The sequence below is a fragment of the Labilibaculum manganireducens genome (genome assembly GCF_002843385.1).
GTDB classification, from domain to species: Bacteria; Bacteroidota; Bacteroidia; order Bacteroidales; family Marinifilaceae; genus Labilibaculum; species Labilibaculum manganireducens.
Window position 1 is genome coordinate 1 of sequence record NZ_MVDE01000048.1, and the last position, 23,203, is coordinate 23,203.

A 23,203-nucleotide genomic window follows, 5' to 3' on the forward strand; every position below is an offset into this window, starting at 1 on the left:
AATTACTAATGGATAGATTTTTAATTGTGTTTGGGATAAACCCAAACACGAAGAAAAATAAAGAAAAAGTCAGGCAACTCAATAATTTTGGTTTAATAGCTGCATAAAACTTAACGAACTATTGTAATTAATAATTCATCATTTATAATTAAAACCCAATGTCTTCCTTTTTAATGATTTCACCATTACGAAGTCTTGTTCTCATGTTTTGAACCACAGCATCCATACGTTCCAAATCAACCAACAACTTTCTCTCTTCATCGCTGGTTTCAATCACTTTGTGAATTCCACCATTCTTGATTACTATTCGCTTGTCGCCCATTAAAGCCAACATAGGGTCGTGAGTTGCCATCAATACAATCTTTTCTTCGCCAATCAGTAAATCGAGTGCTTTTTTGCGGTCGATACCGGCATTCTCAATTTCATCAATCAAAATAATCGGCGACTTACTTAGAATAGCAGTATCAGCAATCATCAAGGCTCTCGATTGTCCACCACTCAAACTTGTAATAGGAGTAGTTAACTCAAACTTTTCTCCCGCAAGCTTATTGGCTTCTTCTATAATCTTGGCAATAACACCTTCAATATCTTCAACCAATCTGCTTTGTGCATGCAGCTCCAAAAACTCATAAACCGATAGATCCATGACAAAGTTCATATTCTGCGATAGCTGAGCAACCAATTTGTGTCCTGAACTTACCCGCCATTTTTGGTCTCCCATTTCTTCGTTCACCAAAATGGTTCGCGAAGTTGGGGTATCCTTTTGGGCTACCCACTCGATATCGGCAAGCAATCTGCTTTTTCCCGATCCGGTGGGTCCAACAATACAAACAATCTCGCTTTTACTGATTTTTAATTCACCAAACTGCTCGGCTTCGCCCGATTTATTGGTTCCGGGAAGAATGCTAATACTGTGAACTCCATCATCCTCATCTTCACCCAAAAATTCGAGCATCTGAGAAATATAGATCGTCATCGAATTCAAAAACTGATCTTTATCAATGGCTCTGTTCTCAGCCTCTTCCTCATCATCCAAAAACTTCAGATAATCGATTAGCTTTTCGTTAATCTGCTCATTAACCTGTAATGTGTTCTCCTCAAAAAATCCGGGAAGAAAAGGATATTGCTCAAATAAACCGGCAATACTTTGGTTTTGTATATCTTGAACTGTGATCATGTTTCTGCTTTTGTAATTGTTATATCGCTTTCAACAAGCCTCTCTCTATCGGGATCTCCTTAAAAAGGGAGCAAGTCCTTATTTTGCTTTCGCATCTTCGAATCGATATCTTCCCTTTCAGGGGAAGTGCCGACAGGCGAAGGGGGACTCAGCTTGGTGCTTTCTACTTTTTCCTTTCTACTTTTTCCTTTTTCCTTTCTACTTTTCGCCCTTCTTGTCGCTCATATCAATCTTACGAACATTACCCATTTGGTAGCTTTCCCCAATTCGGGTTTCGCCCAAACAGTAGGAACACAAAGCCGATGGCATTGAGAATCTCAATTTCTCCCCCACTAAAGTCTTAACTTCAACTTTCTCATCGTACAGCAAAGTACTTAACTCGTATGCACCTTGACCAGTTAATCCATTTACATGCATAATGCTTGCTCCCGGATTTACAGAATTTACTCTCGATGCAAACACTTCTCTTTCAGCCTGCGATACAATGTCGCCCTTTGTGATAATCACGATATCTGCACTTTTCAACATCGGTCCAATTTTTTTTGGCGTGTTAATTCCACTCAAATTATCGATAACACAAACAGCCGTAATACTTTTCACATATGGCGAACAACGGTTGCACAAACCGGCACTTTCCGTGATTAGCAAATCCAATCCTTCCTTAATTCCCCACTGTGTTACCTCTTCAATATTGCTTACAAAATAATGATCCGGACAAAGTGAACCGGACAATCCCTTTTTCACTTTTATACCTGCCTTTTCGTACAAAATATCATCATCGGTATAAAGGCAGTCAAATTTCACCACACCAACTTCTAATCCACGCTTTTGCAGCGAATCTATGGTTTTTAAAATCACTGCTGTTTTTCCTGATGATGGAGGTCCTGAAACTGTAACTAAGTTCATATCTGATTATTTTAAAATCTGTAATTTTAGTAATACTACTTCTGTGGCACATAGTTTAACGGCCCTAAATTTGCAAACGATTCGTCCTGTATAGACTTATTAAAAATGCGCTCACATTTCTTTATTAAAGCACCAATATCATTACTGTTAATGTAATCCCAACCCAACCACATAAATTTATTCTCTGCAGGTAATCGGTTATCCACTTCAGGATTAATACTTGGAAACAAACCTTGATGCGAAAGAATCTCTCCTACCGCTTTCGAGGCAAAGAAATCAATAACAGGCTGCGTTTTCTCCAATTCATCCTTCTTGCTTAGCATGAAAATAGGACTGATAATTGCTCCGTCTTCCGGCCAAACAGCAATCATTGGACCTCCCACTTTTACCATCTTAGTAAAAAAGTAAGGCATAATTGTAATTGCTGGCCGCACGTTCTTTTTGGTATGAGATTTTACCATTTGAGCCGGATGCATACTCTCCAGCAAACATGCACCCAAACCTTTTACTCCTTCTTCGCCGTATGCCTTGTAAATGTGCAGCAACATTGAATTGAACAAATCGAAATCGCTGATTGGCAAGCTTACACTGCGCTTAAATTCCGGTTTAAAAATATCTGACCATGTACGTGGAATAGGACGATCTCCTAATTCGGCTGTATTTACCAAAAAAACTGCAGGTACAACACCAATCATTGAATAGTGCCCTTCCGGATCTTTCAAACAAATCTCATCGTTATCAAAATCTTTGTTCAAACGCTCAAAACCAGTACTGTCTTTAAAAACACCTTGTTTTTTAAACTTTCCCATCAATTTATCATCAAAGAATAAATCGAAACCTGCTGAAATAAATACATCTGCTAAATTATCCGTGTTTTCCTGATTAATCACATCATCGATTAACCAATCCAATCCCATTGAAGCAGCCTTTAAATCATAAACGATTTCATTTTCATGATTTTTTTCGTATTCCTCAATAAAAGCATCAATCCCTTCTACCAAAGGAATTCGAACCGGACAAGGCAACAAACCCTGCACGTGTATCGAGTCCGCCTTTTGCACTTTACTGTTCTGATTCAGATCACCATCAACCTGATTTCTGTTTAAATCGATTCCTTCTATCAATAATTCAGAAAACGTGTCCACATTTAGCTTCTTCATTTTTAAAGCCAATTCCAAAGAAAGAGATTTACCAAAAATTGCTCTCTTCGCCTCATCCTCTAATTGTCTGAATCCATTTGAAACAAAAATTTTAATTGTTTCAGGGTACTTAGTACAAATATCAAGCAAACTATCCGTGGTCTTAAAATATTGATTCTTCATTTCGAAACAGAATTTAAATGATTTCCTGATACAAATGTATAACCGATCCATTCAGAAAACTGTAACCGATGTTACACATCTAAAAAATAGATGCCGAAAAACTGAACAAAAAATGACATCTAAACGTAAAATACGTGACGAAACGATTTATAAAAATGATTAACGGCTCATTTTTGCTGACTAAAATTAGCCTCTTGACTATTTTAGACTATATTTACATCAGTCAAAATTGATTCGTTTAAGTTCTAATTCCATAAAAAAAGAAGATGATGAGCAGATACAAAGCCAAACTAACGCATCTATCCATAAAAACCAGTTTCGTTTTACTATTGTTGTTCTCAGCTGTTTCAGGGTTTTCTCAAAACGATACAGTTCGTATCAATTCCGATTATCAGATCATGTATTGCTCGGCAACCAATGGTACTGTGCTGCCCATGCAGGAAATACAACTTCTTTTAAAAGGACCAAAAAATAAAAAGTGGTTTGTAAGCTTTTCTGTTAACAACAGTCCTGCCATGATTCTTAATGGTAATGAAGGCATCGATTTTTCAGAGTACAACATGTCTCTCTTTTTTAAGAACACTTCGGGGCACGTAAAAAACTATACCATCGAATTAAAGGAAGCATGGCTTGAAGACTTATCCCCGCTTGTTATTCCTGAAAAATACAAATCTGCAACAGTGCAGGTGATGCCATTGGCAACTCCTGAAATTGAGGATTATCACCCAAAAGTAAAAATCAATACTTCGCAAAAATATGCCGCTAAAATTGGGAAAAACTCAAGCTATTCTGTTTGGGTGCCCGAGGGCGCTGCAATACTGAAAAATGAAAGTAAAATTGAGGATCATAAACAAGAAATTGAATTAAAAATTAAATGGCCGGATCACGAAGCATCAAACTATTTTAAATTGATAGAAACAGATGCATTTGGCTGTAACAGTGATACAATTTTTGCAGGCCTTGAAGTAGTGAAAAGTTTTCAGGTTACTTTCGGTGATAACAACAATCTATGCGAAGGTCAAAGCCTCGTACTCACACCAATTATTGATTTGCCTTCTGATTATTCCTATCTGTGGAGCACCGGTGAAAATACAAAAGAAATTAGCGTAGATAAAGAAGGAACCTATAACCTTACTGTTACTGACCTAAATGACAACCAAGTTGTAAAATCCAAAATAGAAGTTTCAACTCAAAAATCACCTGTTGTAAACATTGAAGATCATGTGGTAATAGATGATGAAAATCCTATTCTTGATATTTTCGAAAAAGGATCCACTTATTTATGGTCAGATGGCTCGACAGATTCAGAACTTAACATTTCGGAATCAGGCAAATATTCTGTTACAGTAACATCCGGTAATGGTTGTTCTTCTGCAAAATCATTTTCGGCTAAAATGAAATCAGAACTTTTTGAAATAAATCTGCCGGAAGTGATTCAGTTATGCGGCAATCAAAAAATGAATTTGGAACCAAGTTTATCAATTGATCAGAAGTATAGATATCTTTGGAAAAATGGCTCATCAGATTCTTCAATTGATATCGATAAAGCCGGAGACTATTGGATAAAAATTACCGATCCGGATGGTTTTCAGCAGACAGCAAACACAAAAGTAATCTATCATCCAAACCCAATAATAGATTTGGGCACAGATATTACTTTGTGGGATGGAGAAAGTGCTGTTTTAGATGCCGGCAATGAGGGCTCTGAATTTATTTGGAATACAGGCGAAAACACTCAAAGCATAAATGTAAACAGTGGTGGTGTTTTTGTTGTTGAAGTAAAAGATCATAACGGTTGTTTAAATAAGGACACTTTATACATACACCACAGAAAAGGTGAGAAATTCGGTGTGTTTTTGGGTGAAGATTATTCAATTTGTTCGGGCGATTCAATATTAATCAATCCTGTAATTGAAGGAAATCCGGTTTATCCATTGCAATACAATTGGCTCGGATTTGCAAACAAAACACCTGAAATCTATTTAAAAGAAAACGGCCATTACTGTCTGGAAGTGACAGACGCTAACGGCAATACAGAATCGGATTGTTTGGAGATTAATTTATTGCCTACTCCGAAAATTGATTTAGGACAGGATCTGAAGAGTTATGCAGATAAAAAAATTGTTTTGGATGCAGGTACTCCAAACTGCTTTTACAAATGGGTAACCGGAGATATTACCCGAAAAATTACCGTTCAAACCGAAGGAAAATATTGGGTGGAAGTTACCACCGACTCAAATTGTACTGCCAGTGATACAATAGATGTAGGCTTTCTCGAGAACTATCCATATGTTGGTTTACCAAAAGCATTCTCTCCGAATGGCGACGGTCACAACGACAAACTATTTGTAAGAGGTGAGGATGTGAAAGAAGTTACCCTGATAATTTACAACCGATTGGGACAAAAACTTTTCGAAACCACAAATATCAATAGCGGATGGGATGGATTTTTCAAAGGACAGATGCAGGATATTGATGTTTATGTTTATGTTCTGGAAGTGACTTTTTTGGATGGAAAAACAGTCATGAAAAAAGGAAATGTAGCCTTACTCCGCTAACTAACAGCAAAATCATCTTCTGTTTGTCATATAAGTTGTGTAAATTTAGAGTTGTCACAAACTAAAAACAACTCTACCCATGCTTGTTGCTAAAAACCTAAGTAAATCCTTCAAAGAAGTTAATGCATTAAACAATATTTCTCTTGCTGTTCAGGAAGGCGAATTATACGGCCTGCTCGGGCCAAACGGAGCCGGAAAAACAACAACAATCAGCATTTTAAGTTCACTGCTAAAGCCAGATAGCGGCGAAATCCTTTATCAGGGAAAATCGCTTTACCAAAACCTGACTGAATCTAAAAAAATGATTGGTGTTGTTCCTCAGGAAATAGCTCTTTACGAAGATTTGACAGCCTTAGAGAATTTGAAATTCTGGGGAACTTTATATGGCATAAAAGGCAAAGAACTGCAATCAAAAACGGAAGAACTATTAGATTTTATGGGTTTATCGGATCGGAAAAACCACAAAATAAAAACCTATTCGGGTGGAATGAAAAGAAGAATTAATATTGCAGCAGCTCTTCTTCACGATCCAAAGATCGTTTTTATGGATGAACCAACGGTCGGGATTGATCCGCAAAGCAGAAATCTTATTTTTGAAGTCATTCAAGAACTCCATTCCCGTGGACTGACAATGATTTACACTACACATTATATGGAAGAAGCCGAACGTCTATGCGACAGAATCGGCATTATTGATGAAGGGAAAATTATTGCTGAAGGTCGTCTCGAAGAACTTAAAAAATCATCTAAAATCAATGAGGAAATTCGTGTAAGGTTTACAAATGTTCAAAAAACTGACCTCTCAAATATCAATAATCATTTTAATGGCCAACTTCTAATTCATGAGAATCAGATGGTACTGTCAACTTCACAGGCCAATACCGATTTGCCCATTTTAATTCAAATGTGTACAAATGCAAATCTGCACTTGGAAAATCTTCAGGTAAAAAGTTTAAGTCTGGAGAGTATCTTCCTTGAATTAACAGGAAAATCCTTACGCGATTAAATAGTGCATATCCATTACCAATTTAATGATCTTCCATTCGATTTAAACTGAAAAAATCATGTTCACAATAGCATTTAAAGGCATTCGACAATATTTTAAAGACCGCACAGCAGTTTTACTTTCGCTATTACTGCCTATCGTATTAATTACACTTTTTGCATTGATGTATGGAGGAATAGGGAAAAAAGAAAAATCACGTCCAATTTCTCTTCTGTTTACTGATCAGGACAATACTGAACTGTCAAAAGAAGTATTTAAAACTTTGAACGATCAGGATGGAATGCAGCTTTTTTCCAAAAGCTACGGGGAAGCTTCCGATCTAATCAAAAAAGGTAAAAACACTGCAGTATTGGTTCTGTATAAAGGATTTCAGGATTCTGTGGAAGCAGGAAACAAAGCCCCTATGGAATTATTTTACGATGAAGCCAAGGAAATTGAAATGGGTTTACTGCAACAGGCATTGTGGTCTAATTTATTTGGTATCACAATGAAAAAAGGAATCAAAGGAAAAGTCAACACCTGGATCAAAGAAAAAAATCCAGATCTGTCAGATGCAGAACTTCTGGATATTCAGGCACAGGTTGAAGAGCAGTTTACTGATTTCGATAATTCGGATGATTCAAAAGAAATGGAAAAAAAGTCGAACCTGCCAATGACTGCAATTGTTAGTGAAGAAAAAAATGGTAATCTGGGATTGGTGCAGGCCATTGCAGGCACAGCAATTATGATGTTGCTTTTTAGCGTATCGGGAAGTGGTGCTTCCTTACTAAAAGAAAAAGAAGACGGAACCTTTCGCCGGTTATTGGTATCTCCTATTTCTCCATCCAGTATCCTTTACGGCAAAATGCTGTCGACACTTTTTATGGCCGTGTTACAACTAACAGTCATGTTTTTGTATTCATGGCTTGCCTTAGGCTTGGACATATTTATTAATCTGCCAGCCTTACTCCTTATGATTTTATCGGCAGCAATTGCCTGTACCAGTTTTGGGATTTTCATGGCTACTATCTGCAAAAGCAGAAAGCAGGTGGAAAGCTTATCGACCTTGATAATACTGGTTATATCTGCACTGGGAGGAAGTATGATGCCGCTTGTTTTCATGCCCGAAATCATGCACAAACTAGCTGTTGTTTCTGTAAACTATTGGGCAATAGAAGGCTTTTTCGATATTTTCTGGAGACAACTTCCTTTATCAGAAATCTATCCAAAAATGTTAGTCTTGATGGGTATTGGTATCGTTCTCACCTCTATTTCAGTTATTAGTTTTAAACGAAATCTTCTGAAATTAGTCTAAAAACCTTCTTATTCAATTGAATCATTAAAAGACATACAAAAATTAAGACCAATTCATCCCTTATTCTTTGCAAACTGCAAAGAAACACCTAATATTGAGAGTAATTTAAAACCTCATAAGAAAAATGCTATTTCAACAACTATCACAATCACCCGTTTTCAGAGGAATTTCTCCTGACGAGATGGAAAATTTGCTGGTCGACTCACAGTATCAGATTAAGAAATTTTCGAAAGGTGACATGCTTGCTTTTCGGGAAGATAAATGCGAAAATCTGATGATTGTTTTAAAAGGCAGTGTAAAAGGCGAAATGCTCGATCCATCAGGAAAAAGCATTAAGATTGAGGATATTATGGCTCCCTATCCTATTGCGTCTGCATTTTTATTCGGACGGAGAAATCAATTTCCGGTAAATGTAACTGCAAATGATGAAGTGGAAGTTTTCTACCTGTCCAAAAACTCAGTAATTGAAATGTTTCAAAAAAATAAAGTATTTCTGACCAATTACTTAAATTCTATATCGAATAGAAGTCAGTTTTTAGCCAACAAACTGATGTTTTTAAATTTTAAAACGATAAAAGGAAAGTTAGCAAACTACCTTTTAAAACTGGCTGCCCCCGATAAAACTGAAATTACTTTACCAAAATCTCAGGCAGAAATGGCTCAGTTTTTTGGCGTTACACGTCCTTCTTTTGCCCGAAGTTTAAAAGAAATGGAACAGGAAGGCTTAATTGAAACCAACAGAAGAGAAATAAAAATCCTAAATAAGCAACAACTCATCAGACTTTTACAGCAATAGGTAAGAAAATTAAAAGAAGATGTTGTAGAAGCATTTCGAAAATAAAAATATTCTTAATTTTGTGGGCTGTAAACAAAGTGATCTGATTTTTTGATCCAAATCAGAGTTCCGAAGATCTCAAACTCATTTTTGTCGCGACAGTAGTTGCTTCAATGAGATAGAAAGGTCTGAATATGCAAAATCGACAAAATCATAAAGAATGCACAATAGAAACAACATTACTGACAAAATTTTCTGGGTAGGAACAAATGACCGAAGCACTCATTTATTTGAAAACTACTGGCCGTTGCCAAAAGGTGTAGCTTACAATTCCTATGTTATCGTTGATGAAAAAACAGCCATTGTAGATACTGTTGAAAAAGGTACTATGGATGAATATTTGGATAACATTACTGAGGTATTGGATGGTCGAAAAGCAGATTATTTAATCATTAACCATATGGAACCTGATCATTCAGGCTCTATCCGTTCTTTGGTTGAACGTTATCCTGAAATGAAAATAGTAGGAAACAAGAAGACATTTCCGATGTTGGAGCGTTTCTATGGAATCAAAGAAAATCTTTTTGAAGTTCAGGAAGGTGATCAAATTGACTTGGGAGAACACAAATTAAACTTCTATATGGTTCCGATGCTGCATTGGCCGGAGACCATGGTTACTTTTGAATCCACACAAGGAATTTTATTTTCAGGAGATGCTTTTGGTGCTTTCGGAACTTTGGATGGTGGTATTTTCGATGATGAGTTGGATTTGGATTATTTGGATGAAGAAATCAGCCGTTACTATTCCAATATTGTTGGAAAGTATGGTCGCCCAACCCAAAATGCATTGAAGAAATTAGGTGGGTTGGAAATTAAAATGATTTGTGCAACCCACGGACCAATCTGGAGAAGTCACGTAGCTGATATTGTTGCCAAATACGACAAATGGAGTCAGTATAAAACCGATGAAGGTTGTGTTATTGTATATTCTTCGATGTACGGAAACACAGAGAAAATGGCTGATAATATTGCCCGCCAATTGGTTAAAAAAGGAATTAAGAAAGTTCGTATTCACGATTCTTCAAAAACACATCCATCTTATATCATCAATGATATTTTTAAATACCGCGGTGTAATTTTAGGCAGCTGTGCTTATAATGGTGATGTTTTCCCAACCATGGAAACTCTGATTAATGAATTGGAGCACATGGCCATTAAGGATCATGTTTTGGGTGTGTTCGGCTCCAAATCCTGGGGTGGTGGCGGCTTAAAACGCCTGAACAAATTTGCCGAAGAAATTAAATGGGAAACTATTGAAGCAACACCAGAAGCTCTTTGCGCTCCTAACAGCGAAGATTTCGATTTGTGCGAAGCTTTGGCTGAAGGAATGGCAAGCCGTTTAAAAGAACTTTACAAATAGAAAATTAGTACTCGATATAATGAACTCCTCCGCATTCGGGGGAGTTTTTTTGTGTCATTTAATTAAAATATATATTCTATAAAGTATCGCCTGATTAAATGTGGAGTTCGAAATTGAGTCCGGAGACCGGGACCCGTATAGTGAAGAATGCGTTAAGAACAAAAAGTTGTCTGAGCGCAGCGATTAGAAAACAATCCCCAACTGAAGACGAATAAAATCATAATTGCGGGATAAGTTTGCGCTAAAACCAATATTGCCACTAATATCCGGTCCCATTTCCCATCTAACACCAAAGGAAGGAACCAGCCACGCATTGTAATCCCTGTAATGATTATCATTACAATAGGAATAATCACAATCATCTTCATCTTCCGGATCAATAATCCCCAATGCTATTGTAATTAAATCGGTTCCCAATCCAATATAAGGTTTCACTTTCCCTTCACCCAGAAATAATTTTGCATTCATCAACCATAAAAAATTGGTCTCTTTAAAATTTATTTCATCAGCATAGCCAATATCATAGTAATCTCGCCAAAAGGTAACCGTAAATTCAGTTCCCCAATACACCATTCCATCATAAGAACCTAAGTTTAAGCTAAAAGCAGATCCCGATTTTGAGAATTCTTTCACATCACCGGATGTCCATGCCGGACCATAATGAAAACCAACTTCAAATTTTGAAATGTGATCGATATCAGAAGAATATTTCTCTACGGGTTTTTCGTAAGTATACTGAGCGAAAGATTGATTCGCCAACAAAACAATGACAGATAATAAAAAGAGTTTAGTTTTCATGATGTCCTTTTTAGAATTGATCCTTTTCATTAATAAGACAAACAACTACACCTCTTCACTTACTCAAAACAGCATCTTCCAACAAAAAATGGCTGTCTCATTTGTATAAGACAGCCATTCAACTATATAATTCGATTGATTATTTCAGTTTCTCAACCGATGCTTTTATTCGACTGATAGCTTCTGCCATTTGCTCTTCGCTGGTGGCATAAGACAATCGCAAACATTCAGGAGATCCGAATGCCTCACCGGTTACTGTTGCTACATTAGCATCTTCCAACAAAAACAAACTTAAATCTGTAGAATTGTTAATGGTATAACTTCCATTTGCCTTCCCAAATAATTGAGAAACTTTAGGAAACAGATAAAATGCACCATTGGGTTCACGGGTTTCGAAACCAGGAACTTTTCGTATTTGTTCCAAAGCTAAATCTCTTCTTTTGTGAAATGCTTCTCGCATGGCAACGGTTGTTGACTGATCGCCATCCAAAGCGGCAACAGAGGCAATTTGAGCAATTGAAGATGCACCTGATGTCATCTGTCCCTGTAATTTGTTACAAGCTTTTGCAATCCATAACGGAGCAGCAATGTAGCCAATCCTCCATCCTGTCATGGCATAACCTTTAGAAACACCATTAATCACCACTACGCGGTCAAAAATAGCTGCAAACTGGGCAATACTTTCGTGAGCACCAACGTAATTGATGTGCTCATATATTTCATCTGAAAGAATCGTAATATCCGGATATTTCACAAAAACGTCAGCCAATGCTCTTAGCTCATCTTTAGAATACAAACTTCCGGTTGGATTACTTGGTGAACTGAATAAAAAGGCCTTTGTTCTTGGAGTAATCGCTGCTTCCAATTGCTCAGGAGTAATTTTAAAATCCTGCTCGATTGGTGCATATACAAAAACATTAACTCCTTCAGCTAACTTTACAATTTCGCTGTAACTTACCCAATAAGGCGAAGGAATAATTACTTCATCTCCTTTATTGATGATACTCAAAATAACGTTGGTAATAGATTGTTTTGCTCCATTTGAAACAACAATCTGATCAACGGTGTATTCCAAATCATTTTCCCGTTTTAGCTTACCTGCCACTGCCTTACGCAATTCAACATAACCAGGAACCGGCGAATAATGAGAATAATTATCATCAATAGCCTTTTGTGCTGCCTTTTTAATGTGGTCAGGAGTATCAAAATCTGGTTCACCTACACTCAGATTGATAACATCAATTCCGAGAGCTTTCATTTCTCTACTTTTTTGAGACATCGCAAGAGTTGGAGACACTTCCATTCCTGCAATTCGATCTGAAACTTTCAACATTCTAAATTAATTTAGGGATTTAGTAAATTGCTTAATACTTTTGTGTTTGTTGTTGTTTTCCCCCTTGATAATTAAAATAAACGGTGCGATTAGTTTATCTTCGAATTATCATTTCAGTGGATAAAGATACAGTTTTTAAATACATAGGGAATCCATAACTATCGAAAAATATAAAGAAACTATTAAAATGAAAGACATTCTTGAAATTAGTAAGTATATCCTGCCATCATTGGTTGTTTTTGCCACTGCTTATCTGCTGATAAAGCAATTTTTAAAGCATGAACAGCGCAAAATTAAACATCAGCTTTTACTGAAGAATCAAAAACAAACCACTCCAATAAGACTTCAGGCCTGCGAACGGTTAATTATTTTTCTGGAACGTATTCATCCCGAATCATTAATTGTTAGAGAAAATACAAGCGGGTTAACAAATTTACAATTGCAGCAAAAATTGATTCTTGCTATTCGTACTGAATACGAGCACAATCTTGCACAGCAACTGTATGTTACCGATGAATCGTGGATGCTGTTAAAAAATGCAAAAGACAGTACAATTCGATTAATTAATACTGAGGCCGCGCAAACGGCAACTGAAGATTCTTCAATTGTTTTGTGCAAAGCGATTATTGAAACACACATGCAACTGCAAAAACCGGCTATCGCAACAGCAATTTCGGCATTAAAAAATGAGATTCAACAAATATGGAGCTGATTTAAAGCATTGAACAGCTATACAAATAAGGACGATAAACAATGAAAGATCGCTAATGTCGGTTTATTTGCCTATTTTTGCACAAATTTTCAAATACCATGGTAATGATTTCATTTGACGACATCAAAATAAGCAAACAGATTAGAATGGCGCTTGACGAGGCGGGATTCGAGAAACCAACAGAAATACAAGAGAAGGTATTTTCCCCTATTCGTGCAGGCAAAGATGTAATTGGGATTGCCCAAACAGGAACGGGTAAAACCCTGGCCTATTTGATGCCGATTTTAATGAAATTAAACTACGCACAAGGATTTGATCCAAGAGCATTAATCGTTGTTCCTACCCGTGAATTGGTTTTGCAGGTTATTGAAACAATTGAATTACTGTCTCCTTATATCAATCTGCGCGCCGTTGGGGTGTATGGCGGAGTGAACATCAATACTCAAAAAGAAAAATTGTATGCTGGTATTGATATCATTGTGGCGACTCCCGGTCGTTTAATGGATATCTACATGACCCGAATCCTGAAATTTACCTTGATAAAAACTCTTGTTGTTGATGAGGCTGATAAATTAATGGATTTGGGGTTTATGCCTCAGTTAAAAGCAATTTTCGAAATCATTCCTGAAGTTCATCAGAACCTACTGTTCTCGGCAACTTTCTCGGATACGGTTGCTCAATTGGCTGATGATTTTCTTATAAGTCCTGAGCGAATAGAAATTGCCCCACAGGCTTCTACCGTTGAAAACATTCATCAAATTCAATACCAGGCTCCTAATATTCTTAGTAAAATAGCTCTGCTTAAACACCTTTTAAAAGACAAAGAGGTATTTAACAAGGTGATGATATTTACCGAGACCAAGAAGAATGCCGATCGGATTGTGGATCGTTTGGAAGAATTTTTGGGCGAAGACCTAAGTGTAATTCACTCGAACAAAGCACAGAACACGAGGATTAAAGCACTTAACGACTTTAAAGAAGGCAGATCAAGAGTATTGATTGCCTCTGATGTTGCTGCCCGTGGTATCGATATTGATAACATCAGCCACGTGATCAACTTCGACATTCCGAGCAACTACGTTGAGTATGTTCACCGTGTAGGTCGTACCGGACGTGCCGAAAGAGATGGTACTGCCATTAGCTTTGTAAATAAAGGCGAAGAGGAGTTGATGGAACAGGTAGAAGCTTTAATTAAAAAGCCTGTTGAGATAGGAGTTGTTCCTATCGAAGTTGTATTTACAAGCCAATTGCTTGAAGATGAAAAAATACAAACCCGAAATATTAAAATTAAAAACACCATCCGTTTGGATTTATCCAGTGGTGCCTTTCATAAGAAATCAGCTAAAAATTCAAAGACTCCATCGGGTTCAAAAGGCCGCCAAAAGGCAATTGAAAATAAGAAACGAAACCGAAAGAAGAAATCTAAGAAATAAACAAAATATCACTTACACACTTTGCTGGATAATATCAATTAATGCCGTTTCATTCATTTGGAGCGGCATTTTAATTTTTGGGCGTGCCCCTCAATGCTTCAGGTCAGGCTTTCCATTACAACTCCTCGCCTTTTCATCTTAGTGTTTTATGCCTACATCAACAAACTGTTATCAATTTATCTCCTCTCCTGAATATTGAATCAATGCTGTGGGGTTTCCATTTCAATCCTTCACGCAAGTTAACAGTTATTTTTACGGTGAGTTTTATGATAAGATATTTTTTTTCGGACTCCTTTTTTATTTGAAATACTTCAAAATAACTTATAGTAAGTGGCCTCTTTCTAAAAACCACAATACAATTAAATATTTTGTGTTTTAATTCCTTTTTAAGCTCTACAGCATTGCAATTAAGTTGTTTATAAAAAGAGTGTTATGATACTTTTTTCATCTTTTAACATTGTATTGCTGTGATTATTTTTATTGATATATCTATGGAGTTATTTTACTCGTAATTTGTTATATAAAATAGAATAATTACCTTAGTCGCCTCGTTTACTTGTTTTGATCTTATTTATTACTGATTAGTAGAGGAATTAGAGGATAAGTTCCATTTTTTCTGAAATAAAGTACAGAAACAGATTTTGAAAATCCAAATAACAAATAATATGGCAGGAAAACCAATTGCAACAATAGGAAGTATGCACGTATGTCCGATGTGCAGTGGACTTGTGCCCCATGTAGGTGGACCAATAGCAGGTCCCGGATCACCCAATGTGTTAATTAACGGAAAACCAGCCGCTCTTATGGGCGACATGTGTGTTTGTGTTGGACCACCCGATGTTATTTCTCAAGGAAACCCATCAGTACTCATCAACGGAGTGCCAGTAGTTTGTCAGGGTGATATGACCGCACACGGAGGAATTATTATATCAGGCGAACCAAACGTTTTAATTGGTACATCCATGCCAAGTCCAACAACCAGCTTACCAATCAGCGAAATTCCTTTTCCAGAAATTAGCATTGCTCAAAAGCTGGCTTCAAGCGTGGTAGAAATTGTTCGTGGCGATAGCAGTCCAGCCAACCTTCAGGAAGCGCAAGCTAACCAGGAAACGACGAGAGAAGAAGCATTAAAGCACGGTCACCTTCCCGATTATGAATTTAGTGTTTAAAAAACGGAGAATAATGAAATTTGAATATCCAATACCTATAAAAGATCCAAAAGCAAAATTAGGTCAAGCCAATACCCTAGGATTTTACCCTATTGGCCGTTTGTTTAATTGGCATGGAGGTCTTCATGTAAGTGAAAATAGCAATTCGCCTATTAAGGCCATTGCAGATGGCACCGTAATTGCTTATCGAATGCCCAATCTGTATCCTGAAAATACAGCAATAGCCGAAGGCATAAAATATTCCAATGGGTTTGTATTAATTCAACATAAATACAAAAGCCCTAAAAAACGTGAATTTACTTTTTACTCGCTATACAACCACTTAATGTCACATAGCGAACTCATACAAATGAAGAAGATTCCCGATATTTTTAAGACTCAACAATATAAGGTGAAAGGGAAACTCGCTTGTAAAGGCAAAGGAATTACTGCTTACAAGAGTATTTCCAAATCTTTTTCAATGATTCTGCCTGTTGGTTCTATTCTTGTTCCCAATAGCAATACGGATATTTTTGATAGTAAGGACAAGCATTGGGCTAAAAAAACCGAATTTAAAAAGGTGATTTTTACCGATCCCGATTCAGGCATGGTATATTCCGATTTGTATGTAGATTTAAGCATCGACCAAATAGAAAAACTCACCAACGAGACTTATAAGGTTATTGGCGATAAAGAGGAAGGAAAATGTTGGGATTATGAAAATTTGCGAAGTGCCCCCAACTGGAAAGACGATAATAATGTGGTGATGCAAGTTCCTAACAATTCTAAATGCACTATTGTTAAAGAAAATAAAGGATACTACGAAATAAAGACTCTTAACGGTAAAGATCAGAAAGGTTTTATTTATGCTAAGAGTTGTACCAAAGACGGCTTTGTATTAAATTTAGAACAAGATAAACTTGATAAAATAATTACCGAAAAAAACTGTAATATCCCTGTAAAAGCAGGTGAAATTATTGGTTTCTCAGGCATGTATGGCTGTATAAAAAACATAAACTACCGAACAGCACACATCGAAATATTTACCGATAAAGACCCGTCTGACTTTTTAAAAGGAAAAGAAGGAGATAAAGATGATGTTGCGGACACCAAAAAATTTCTAAAATTCACAAAAGGAGGCAAGCTAAGTTTAAAATTTCCGATTAAACTAAGCATGAACGATGAAATAGAAGTTATTGATTTTCCGGAAGGTGAAAATGAAAAATATTGCCGAATTAAACTACACAAGCAAATAAGAGATGTAGATTATGACGATTTAGTAGATCATAAAAAGAAAGATGCTACAGGAAAAAGTTATTATACTCCTAAAAACTTGACAAATTTAAATGCCATATTTGGAGATAGCTTAAAAGAAAAAAGTGTGGTTCATTTTGAAGAGATGCTTGCTGATGTAGGCAAGAAAAAACGTAGAAAAATAAGTTTTACGGTTCCGAATGATGAACATATTTATTGGGTTGAAAAACCAACAGACATTAATAAAAAAACAACTAGCCCCATTTTACTAAAAGCAGATTTAGCAACTGTTTATTACAGAAAGCCAAAAAATGACCTCATTGAAGTTGAACTAAACGAGGACTATATCGAGGCCGAAAATCAATTAAAACCGGTAAAAACAAGCGAGAACACAACTTGGTATCAATTAAAAATAACCGATAGACAAGGTCAGCAAGAAGGCTATATTGAAAGTAAAGATTCTACTAAAATATCAGCTCACGATTGGATCGCTTTTGGTTTTAAAACATTTAAAGATCAAAGCGACGATTTTGTATTCGATCCTGATGAAAAAACCGCTCCTAAATTTCTGAAAGAAGTTTGGGAACAAATGGATACCAAAAGGTACGAAAATGGCGAATGGGTTAAAGACACTGCAAAAGATGGTAAACTAAGTCGCAGAGAATTACTTGGTGGTCTTAACGATTGTTTTGTAAGTGAGAAACTTTCAAAAATGATTTGCTATCACACAAGCGAATGGAGTGTAGATTTTAACAAGTTAAAAGCCGAAATAGAAACCGATCTCGATAAAAACATTAACAAAGAACAAAAACCAGAAAGAAAAGAGAAATTAAAACAACAAAAAGAAGAATTATTACAAATTACCGAAGAGAAAGTAAAAGCTTTAAACTTTTGGAAGGATATAAAAGTTCCAATTCCTAATAAATTATCAGAGATGCCTGCTGATATGATATATGATCCTATTCGAAACCAATCCCGAAAAAGATATCCTTGGGAGCGAGATTTTGAATATGAGCAAGAAGAAAAGGAAGAGGAAGAATACACGCCATTTCCTACTTCGCCTAAAGTATATCACTTTCATCCTATTGCTTTTGTGGAGCAGATGAGGAGGATGAATGATCTTACTTCACCACCTTGGATGGACATAGCTCTTACAGAAGCTAAGAAAGCTAAATATGTAAAAGAAACATTAAGTCCTACATCCGAGATGGCAAACAAGTATCATACATATGTTGGTTTACCTAAAGCTACTGGCTCAACTGCTTGGTGTTCTTCTTTTGTCAGTTGGTGCTTAGGTGAAGCTGATCAAAAAAACTCAAAATCAGCAGGCTCACAAAGTGTATTGTGGAACGAAGGTAAATTATTTAAACGTATTAAAGAGCCTGTTTATGGTTGTATAGTTTTGATGACTAATTATGTGAAAAGTACAGGAAAATCCAATTCCCATGGACATGTAACTTTTTTATACGGAGTTGATGATAATGGTGATTTAATTTGTTTGGGAGGTAATCAAGGAAATAGACTTAAGTATTCTAGATATTATTTTAATAAAGCAAACAGTACTTTCACTCAGAAAGGTGTAAAAGTGGAGCAAAGGTTTAATGGATATTTTTTACCTGTAGATTTCCCTGCTTCTAATAGCAAACAACCTGAGATTGTGGACATCAAAAAGTTAAATAATGAATTAGCTGGAAAAGCTGTAAAATCAAACGTTAAAAATGAAAAAACTACTTAAACTCTTTGTTTTAGCTTTATTTGTCTTAATGGTAAATTGCAAACAAAAACCCAAAACTCAAGATGAACTTCAAGAAATTAATGGTGATACAGCACAAACTGTTACTAAGAGTATTGATGGTGATAAACAAGAAATGTCACAAAACAATGAACAAACAATTGAGGCGTTTTTAAAAAAGTTACAAACTGCAATCAAAAATAATGATACCAATTATATTGAAAATAATGTTTTATTTCCATTTGAACATAGGTCAGGCGGGGAATTAGTAGATAATTATAATAGTTACAAGGAAATTCAAGAAAACAGTGAGTTATTCAATACAATTATGAATGCTAGTTATGTAGCCGAATGTGATGATGAAATAAATAAAATAAAATATTATTGCATAACTTACTTTGATGATGAAATGGATATAACTTTTTACGCCATTAAAAAGAATAATCAATTTAAATTATTAAGAATGGAAACACCTAATTAAGATGCAAATCCCCCATCTGCCACAAATCTGTGACTTGTGGCTCTAATTAAAAATATTAAAGCCCAATATTTAATTTAAAAATTTGGGCTTTATTCTAAAACGTTACTTGGAAATCTTAACGATCCTTTTATAAACCAGAAGCTTTCAAAGATGTATGCCACCGCACCAGTATAGGGTTTAGATTAAAGTGCTTTACAATCAGGGATAGAAACGTTACTTGATGAGGGAATTAATAAAGAAGAGAATGCGGATAAAAAAATGCATTGAACCAAAAGAAAGATTTGACAATTGCGAATACAAAGCAAAAAGTTGAGGATTTGCAATTTTGAAGACAAGTAAAAGTTCCCATTCCTAAAGTTTTAGCCGGAATACCTGATGATTGTGTATACGATCCAATTTTAAAAAAATCCCGCAAGCGATATCCTTGGGAGCGAGATTTTGAATATGATCAAGAAGAAAAGGAAGAGGAAGAATACACGCCATTTCCTATTTCTCCTAAAGTATATCACTTTCATCCTATTGCCTTTGTGGAGCAGATGAGGAGGATGGGAGGATGTTTTTGTGATAGGGATTTAACGGAAGAAGAAGTGAAAGGGATTGTTAAAATTATGAGAGATTCCGAAAATATAACCTCTTATGATATATTTACTTCTTCAAATTGCCCCTTAAGCTCCGATGACAAAAATTATAAGAAGTTGACGGAAGAATTAAACAAGGCAATGAAAAGGTATAATATCAACTCCTGCACAAGGAAGGCTCACTTCATTGCGCAATGCTATTGGGAGTCAGACAGATTAAAAACTACACTTGAATATTCTAGTGGTAGTTACTTAAATCTAGGACAACATTCGGATGCAGAAACTAATGGTAATACTATCGATGGTGATGGGCCAAGATATAAAGGTCGTGGATTAATGCAGTTAACTTGGAGGAATAATCAAAAGAGCTATTTTGATTATTTATTGGGTGAGGATGAAAACATAAAAGGAAAAACTAATATAGATCAGTTAATGGATAGGTCGAATATTTATGAAGAAAAATACATTTCAAATGGTGTGACAACTATTTGTAATGTTGATTATGCTGGTTTGATTGCAAATGAATTGTATTACTCCATTGATTCTGCAGGTTGGTTTTGGAATGTGCATAGAAAGTATAAAAGTAAAAATTTGAACTATTATGCTGATTTTGGAGAAAAATATGCTAATCGAATTTCTAGATTAGTAAATGGAGGAGGAAATGGTTTGAGCGAAAGAAAAGAATATCTTAAGAAACTATATGAGAAAGTGTTTAATTTAGAAAAATGTATTAGCTATGACAAAAATAATCAATAGAATTTCACTTGTTATTTTTATATGTACCTCAGTAGTGTGTTATGCTAATGGAAGTTGTATCAGGAATAATACAAGAAGTTTATCTTCGGATTCTGCTATAGAACAAAAGGATACGGTTTACATACAATCTTCTGGGGATTTAGTTATTTGTTCAGGCCAAATAACTAATAGAGTTAAATTACCTGAGGTAATAGGTTATGAGGATTTCAATATTTATAGAAACGAATGTAAACAAATAGTCATTAAATATTCTTCGTCCAACCATGTGTCACTCATTTTTATGTTTATTGATCTGGTTAAAGACGATCCATTCTTTGTAACGCACCTAGTAATGGTTTCTCCATGCCAAACATGTGACCCATTTACGATAAAAACATATGAGATGCCTCTTAATATTGCTTTAGATAATGAAGATAAATCTGACTTTTTTGAAGATTTGATAGATGAACAATTATTATCGAATCAAATATTAAGTAGAAAATTAGTTGAAAGCATAAAATTAAATGAGCTACTCAATTATTCATCTAACATCCAGGAGTTTGAGTATTCTATAAGTGTCGAATTACTTGAAGGAGTAATAAATGAACAACCAATTTTAAACTCAAACGTGGTTAAATATAACGATTTGGCTTTTGATTTAGCACGTGGTAAGGCTTTTGAACAATCATCTTTTTTACTGGAAAGGATTATTGCAAAATTTCCTAATCGTACAGTAGCCTACATTAATCTTGGCGATGCCTATTGGGGATTAAAAGAAAAAGATAATGCTAAACAAGCCTATCAAAAATACATCGAACTAATGAAAGCCTCGAGTAAGGAGAGCAAAATACCAGAACGAGTTTTTGAGCGGGTAAAATAGACTGAAATTAAAGGAAAGTCGGGAGCTTAAAATAGTTTCCGGCTTTTTTTAACTTAAAATGACCAAAACCTCACCAGAAGTACCTGATGATTGTATATACGATCCTATTCTAAATCAATCTCGAAAAAGATATCCTTGGAAGCGAGATTTTGAATATGATCAAGAAGAAAAGGAAGAGGAAGAATACACGCCATTTCCTATATCAAATAAAGTGTACCATTTTCACCCAGTAGCTTTTGTGGAGCAGATGAGGAGGATGAATACTATTTACCGCAAAGGAGATAAAGGTGCCCTTATACTTGAACTAAATTTTCGCTTAGCTGGATTTGGGGGAATGTTACCAACGGAAGAGTTCACAGAATTAACAGAGAAAGGCGTTAAGCAGTTCCAAGCCGATTATATGAAAATAACGCCTACTGGTGAAGTTGATAGTAAAACGCTTAAGAAAATTGATGAATTTAGTGATAAGTATCGCGAAAACATTAATAATTACAAATGTAACTGTGGTATTTGTAGTGGTTTTGGTCAAGGACAGTATAAGGATGAATATAAATCAACTTCTAAAATAGAACGACATCATAAATATGAATATCCAGGAATACACCAGTCATTATTATGGGCGGTAAGTGCCTCTCAATACTATTTAAGTGAAAAACTTGAAGGAGAGTATAAAATAAATTCAATTTGTTCGGGTTATAGATGTCATGAAAATAACAAACAAAAAGGGCGTTCATCAACTAATCACATGGGGAAAGCAGTCGATCTGCATTTTAATAAAAATGGAACACGAACAAAGGATGTTACGGATATGGATTTGTTAAGAGAAAAAATTTATTGTGAATATGCAGGAGCTCCAAAAAACAATGGGAATTTTGGCTGGGAAAGAAATAAATTTGGATTAGAATCTAGTTTAGAAGGAGCAAAGACTTGGATTCATATTGATGTTAGAGAATTTAAGGATATGCTAAAGGATGAATTCTTTATCAAGGCTTCGAATGATAAATATTTTAGCAAAAAAATTAATGAAGTGACCAAAACTAAAAAATAATTAATATGAAAAATATATTAAGTATACGGATTTGTTGTTATTTGTTTACAATTCTATTTTTATTTAGTTGTGTGAAAAATAATAAAAAATCTATTATTGAAAAATGTGATAGTATTGCAGTAGAGGAAACGAGTACTAAAACAAATGAAAAAAACACAGATGATGTAATAGTTACAAATAGTATATTTTCAGATAGAAATATATTATCGAGTGAGGATGCTATTAAAAAATATGATATTAAGGAATATTTTAATAACGGAGGTGATGATGCTTTTATTTCTTTACCAGATTATAAAGAATTTAATGTTGTCATTCATATTTTATATGGAGATGAGAACACTATGTATTATTTATCCGTAATTAAATCAGGTAGAATTAATTTATCTAAAGCTTTAGATGTCACCAAAAATTGGTCTGAACCAGGTGACGAAGGGGATTATAAAAAAAAATATTTTGAAATATCTTCAGATTATTTAATTCGTATCGATACCGAAGAAAAAACGGATGATGAAATTAAAAAATACACTAATAATTATCGTATTAACAATAATGGTGATTTTTATGAGGTAAAAGAGTAGATTTTTATAACGCACATATACTTGCACTATATAAT

19 protein-coding genes are annotated in these 23,203 nt (G+C 35.3%); 14 read left to right on the forward strand and 5 right to left on the reverse strand.

All coding sequences use genetic code 11. From position 1 onward, the window contains the following. Nucleotides 1-148: 148 nt before the first annotated feature. From BZG01_RS19730 to BZG01_RS19740, 3 genes are all read right to left on the reverse strand, one after another. Nucleotides 149-1,177: an ATP-binding cassette domain-containing protein gene (locus BZG01_RS19730; RefSeq protein WP_101311564.1), complete on the reverse strand. Its 1,029-nt coding sequence runs from the start codon at nucleotides 1,175-1,177 to the stop codon at nucleotides 149-151. Nucleotides 1,178-1,375: 198 nt separating this feature from the next. Continuing rightward, a complete protein-coding gene (locus tag BZG01_RS19735; protein ID WP_101311565.1) occupies nucleotides 1,376-2,083 on the reverse strand; it encodes a GTP-binding protein in 708 nt (235 codons plus the stop codon). A 35-nt stretch (nucleotides 2,084-2,118) separates the two neighbouring features. Then, nucleotides 2,119-3,405, reverse strand: a complete 1,287-nt coding sequence (locus BZG01_RS19740) for an ABC transporter substrate-binding protein (protein WP_101311566.1) — start codon at nucleotides 3,403-3,405, stop codon at nucleotides 2,119-2,121. 269 nt (nucleotides 3,406-3,674) lie between these two features. On the opposite strand from BZG01_RS19740, the gene BZG01_RS19745 reads away from it, so the two are divergent. The 5 genes from BZG01_RS19745 to BZG01_RS19765 all read left to right on the forward strand — a co-directional run bounded on the left by BZG01_RS19745 (nucleotide 3,675) and on the right by BZG01_RS19765 (nucleotide 10,458). After that, nucleotides 3,675-5,963, forward strand: a complete 2,289-nt coding sequence (locus BZG01_RS19745) for a T9SS type B sorting domain-containing protein (protein WP_180327403.1) — start codon at nucleotides 3,675-3,677, stop codon at nucleotides 5,961-5,963. A 79-nt stretch (nucleotides 5,964-6,042) separates the two neighbouring features. Next, nucleotides 6,043-6,969, forward strand: coding sequence for an ABC transporter ATP-binding protein (locus tag BZG01_RS19750; protein WP_101311568.1), 927 nt, complete (start codon nucleotides 6,043-6,045; stop codon nucleotides 6,967-6,969). A 58-nt stretch (nucleotides 6,970-7,027) separates the two neighbouring features. Then, the gene (locus BZG01_RS19755) at nucleotides 7,028-8,263 is read left to right on the forward strand and encodes an ABC transporter permease (protein ID WP_101311569.1); all 1,236 of its coding nucleotides are present in this window, start codon (nucleotides 7,028-7,030) and stop codon (nucleotides 8,261-8,263) included. 124 nt (nucleotides 8,264-8,387) lie between these two features. Continuing rightward, a complete protein-coding gene (locus BZG01_RS19760; protein WP_101311570.1) occupies nucleotides 8,388-9,059 on the forward strand; it encodes a Crp/Fnr family transcriptional regulator in 672 nt (223 codons plus the stop codon). Nucleotides 9,060-9,258: 199 nt separating this feature from the next. Further along, entirely contained in the window at nucleotides 9,259-10,458 is a 1,200-nt protein-coding gene (locus tag BZG01_RS19765) for an FprA family A-type flavoprotein (protein WP_101311571.1), read from the forward strand. Between the two features lie 183 nt (nucleotides 10,459-10,641). Here the strand turns inward: BZG01_RS19765 and BZG01_RS19770 are convergent, their stop codons facing one another. Continuing rightward, nucleotides 10,642-11,256, reverse strand: a complete 615-nt coding sequence (locus tag BZG01_RS19770) for a hypothetical protein (RefSeq protein WP_143470961.1) — start codon at nucleotides 11,254-11,256, stop codon at nucleotides 10,642-10,644. Between the two features lie 139 nt (nucleotides 11,257-11,395). Continuing rightward, a complete protein-coding gene (locus BZG01_RS19775) occupies nucleotides 11,396-12,589 on the reverse strand; it encodes a pyridoxal phosphate-dependent aminotransferase (protein WP_101311573.1) in 1,194 nt (397 codons plus the stop codon). Between the two features lie 187 nt (nucleotides 12,590-12,776). Here BZG01_RS19775 and BZG01_RS19780 point away from each other — a divergent pair, with 187 nt between their 5' ends. The 9 genes from BZG01_RS19780 (at nucleotide 12,777) to BZG01_RS19820 (ending at nucleotide 23,168) form a co-directional block, all read left to right on the forward strand. Further along, on the forward strand, nucleotides 12,777-13,301 hold the full coding sequence (locus BZG01_RS19780; protein WP_101311574.1) for a DUF7935 family protein: 525 nt from the start codon (nucleotides 12,777-12,779) through the stop codon (nucleotides 13,299-13,301). A 104-nt stretch (nucleotides 13,302-13,405) separates the two neighbouring features. Continuing rightward, nucleotides 13,406-14,734: a DEAD/DEAH box helicase gene (locus tag BZG01_RS19785; RefSeq protein WP_218973175.1), complete on the forward strand. Its 1,329-nt coding sequence runs from the start codon at nucleotides 13,406-13,408 to the stop codon at nucleotides 14,732-14,734. A gap of 665 nt (nucleotides 14,735-15,399) precedes the next feature. Continuing rightward, entirely contained in the window at nucleotides 15,400-15,903 is a 504-nt protein-coding gene (locus BZG01_RS19790; protein WP_101311575.1) for a PAAR domain-containing protein, read from the forward strand. Between the two features lie 13 nt (nucleotides 15,904-15,916). Further along, a complete protein-coding gene (locus BZG01_RS19795; RefSeq protein ID WP_143470962.1) occupies nucleotides 15,917-18,871 on the forward strand; it encodes a hypothetical protein in 2,955 nt (984 codons plus the stop codon). Then, nucleotides 18,855-19,349: a hypothetical protein gene (locus tag BZG01_RS19800; protein ID WP_101311577.1), complete on the forward strand. Its 495-nt coding sequence runs from the start codon at nucleotides 18,855-18,857 to the stop codon at nucleotides 19,347-19,349. Before BZG01_RS19795 ends, BZG01_RS19800 begins: the two co-directional genes overlap by 17 nt. Before the next feature lie 608 nt (nucleotides 19,350-19,957). Beyond that, nucleotides 19,958-20,683: a glycoside hydrolase family 19 protein gene (locus tag BZG01_RS19805; RefSeq protein WP_143470963.1), complete on the forward strand. Its 726-nt coding sequence runs from the start codon at nucleotides 19,958-19,960 to the stop codon at nucleotides 20,681-20,683. Next, nucleotides 20,664-21,542: a tetratricopeptide repeat protein gene (locus BZG01_RS19810; protein WP_101311579.1), complete on the forward strand. Its 879-nt coding sequence runs from the start codon at nucleotides 20,664-20,666 to the stop codon at nucleotides 21,540-21,542. The genes BZG01_RS19805 and BZG01_RS19810 overlap by 20 nt, the downstream gene beginning before the upstream one ends. Before the next feature lie 58 nt (nucleotides 21,543-21,600). Then, entirely contained in the window at nucleotides 21,601-22,590 is a 990-nt protein-coding gene (locus BZG01_RS19815; protein WP_101311580.1) for a peptidoglycan-binding domain-containing protein, read from the forward strand. Nucleotides 22,591-22,595: 5 nt separating this feature from the next. After that, complete coding sequence (locus tag BZG01_RS19820) at nucleotides 22,596-23,168, forward strand: hypothetical protein (RefSeq protein WP_143470964.1); 573 nt, start codon at nucleotides 22,596-22,598, stop codon at nucleotides 23,166-23,168. Nucleotides 23,169-23,203 lie beyond the last annotated feature (35 nt).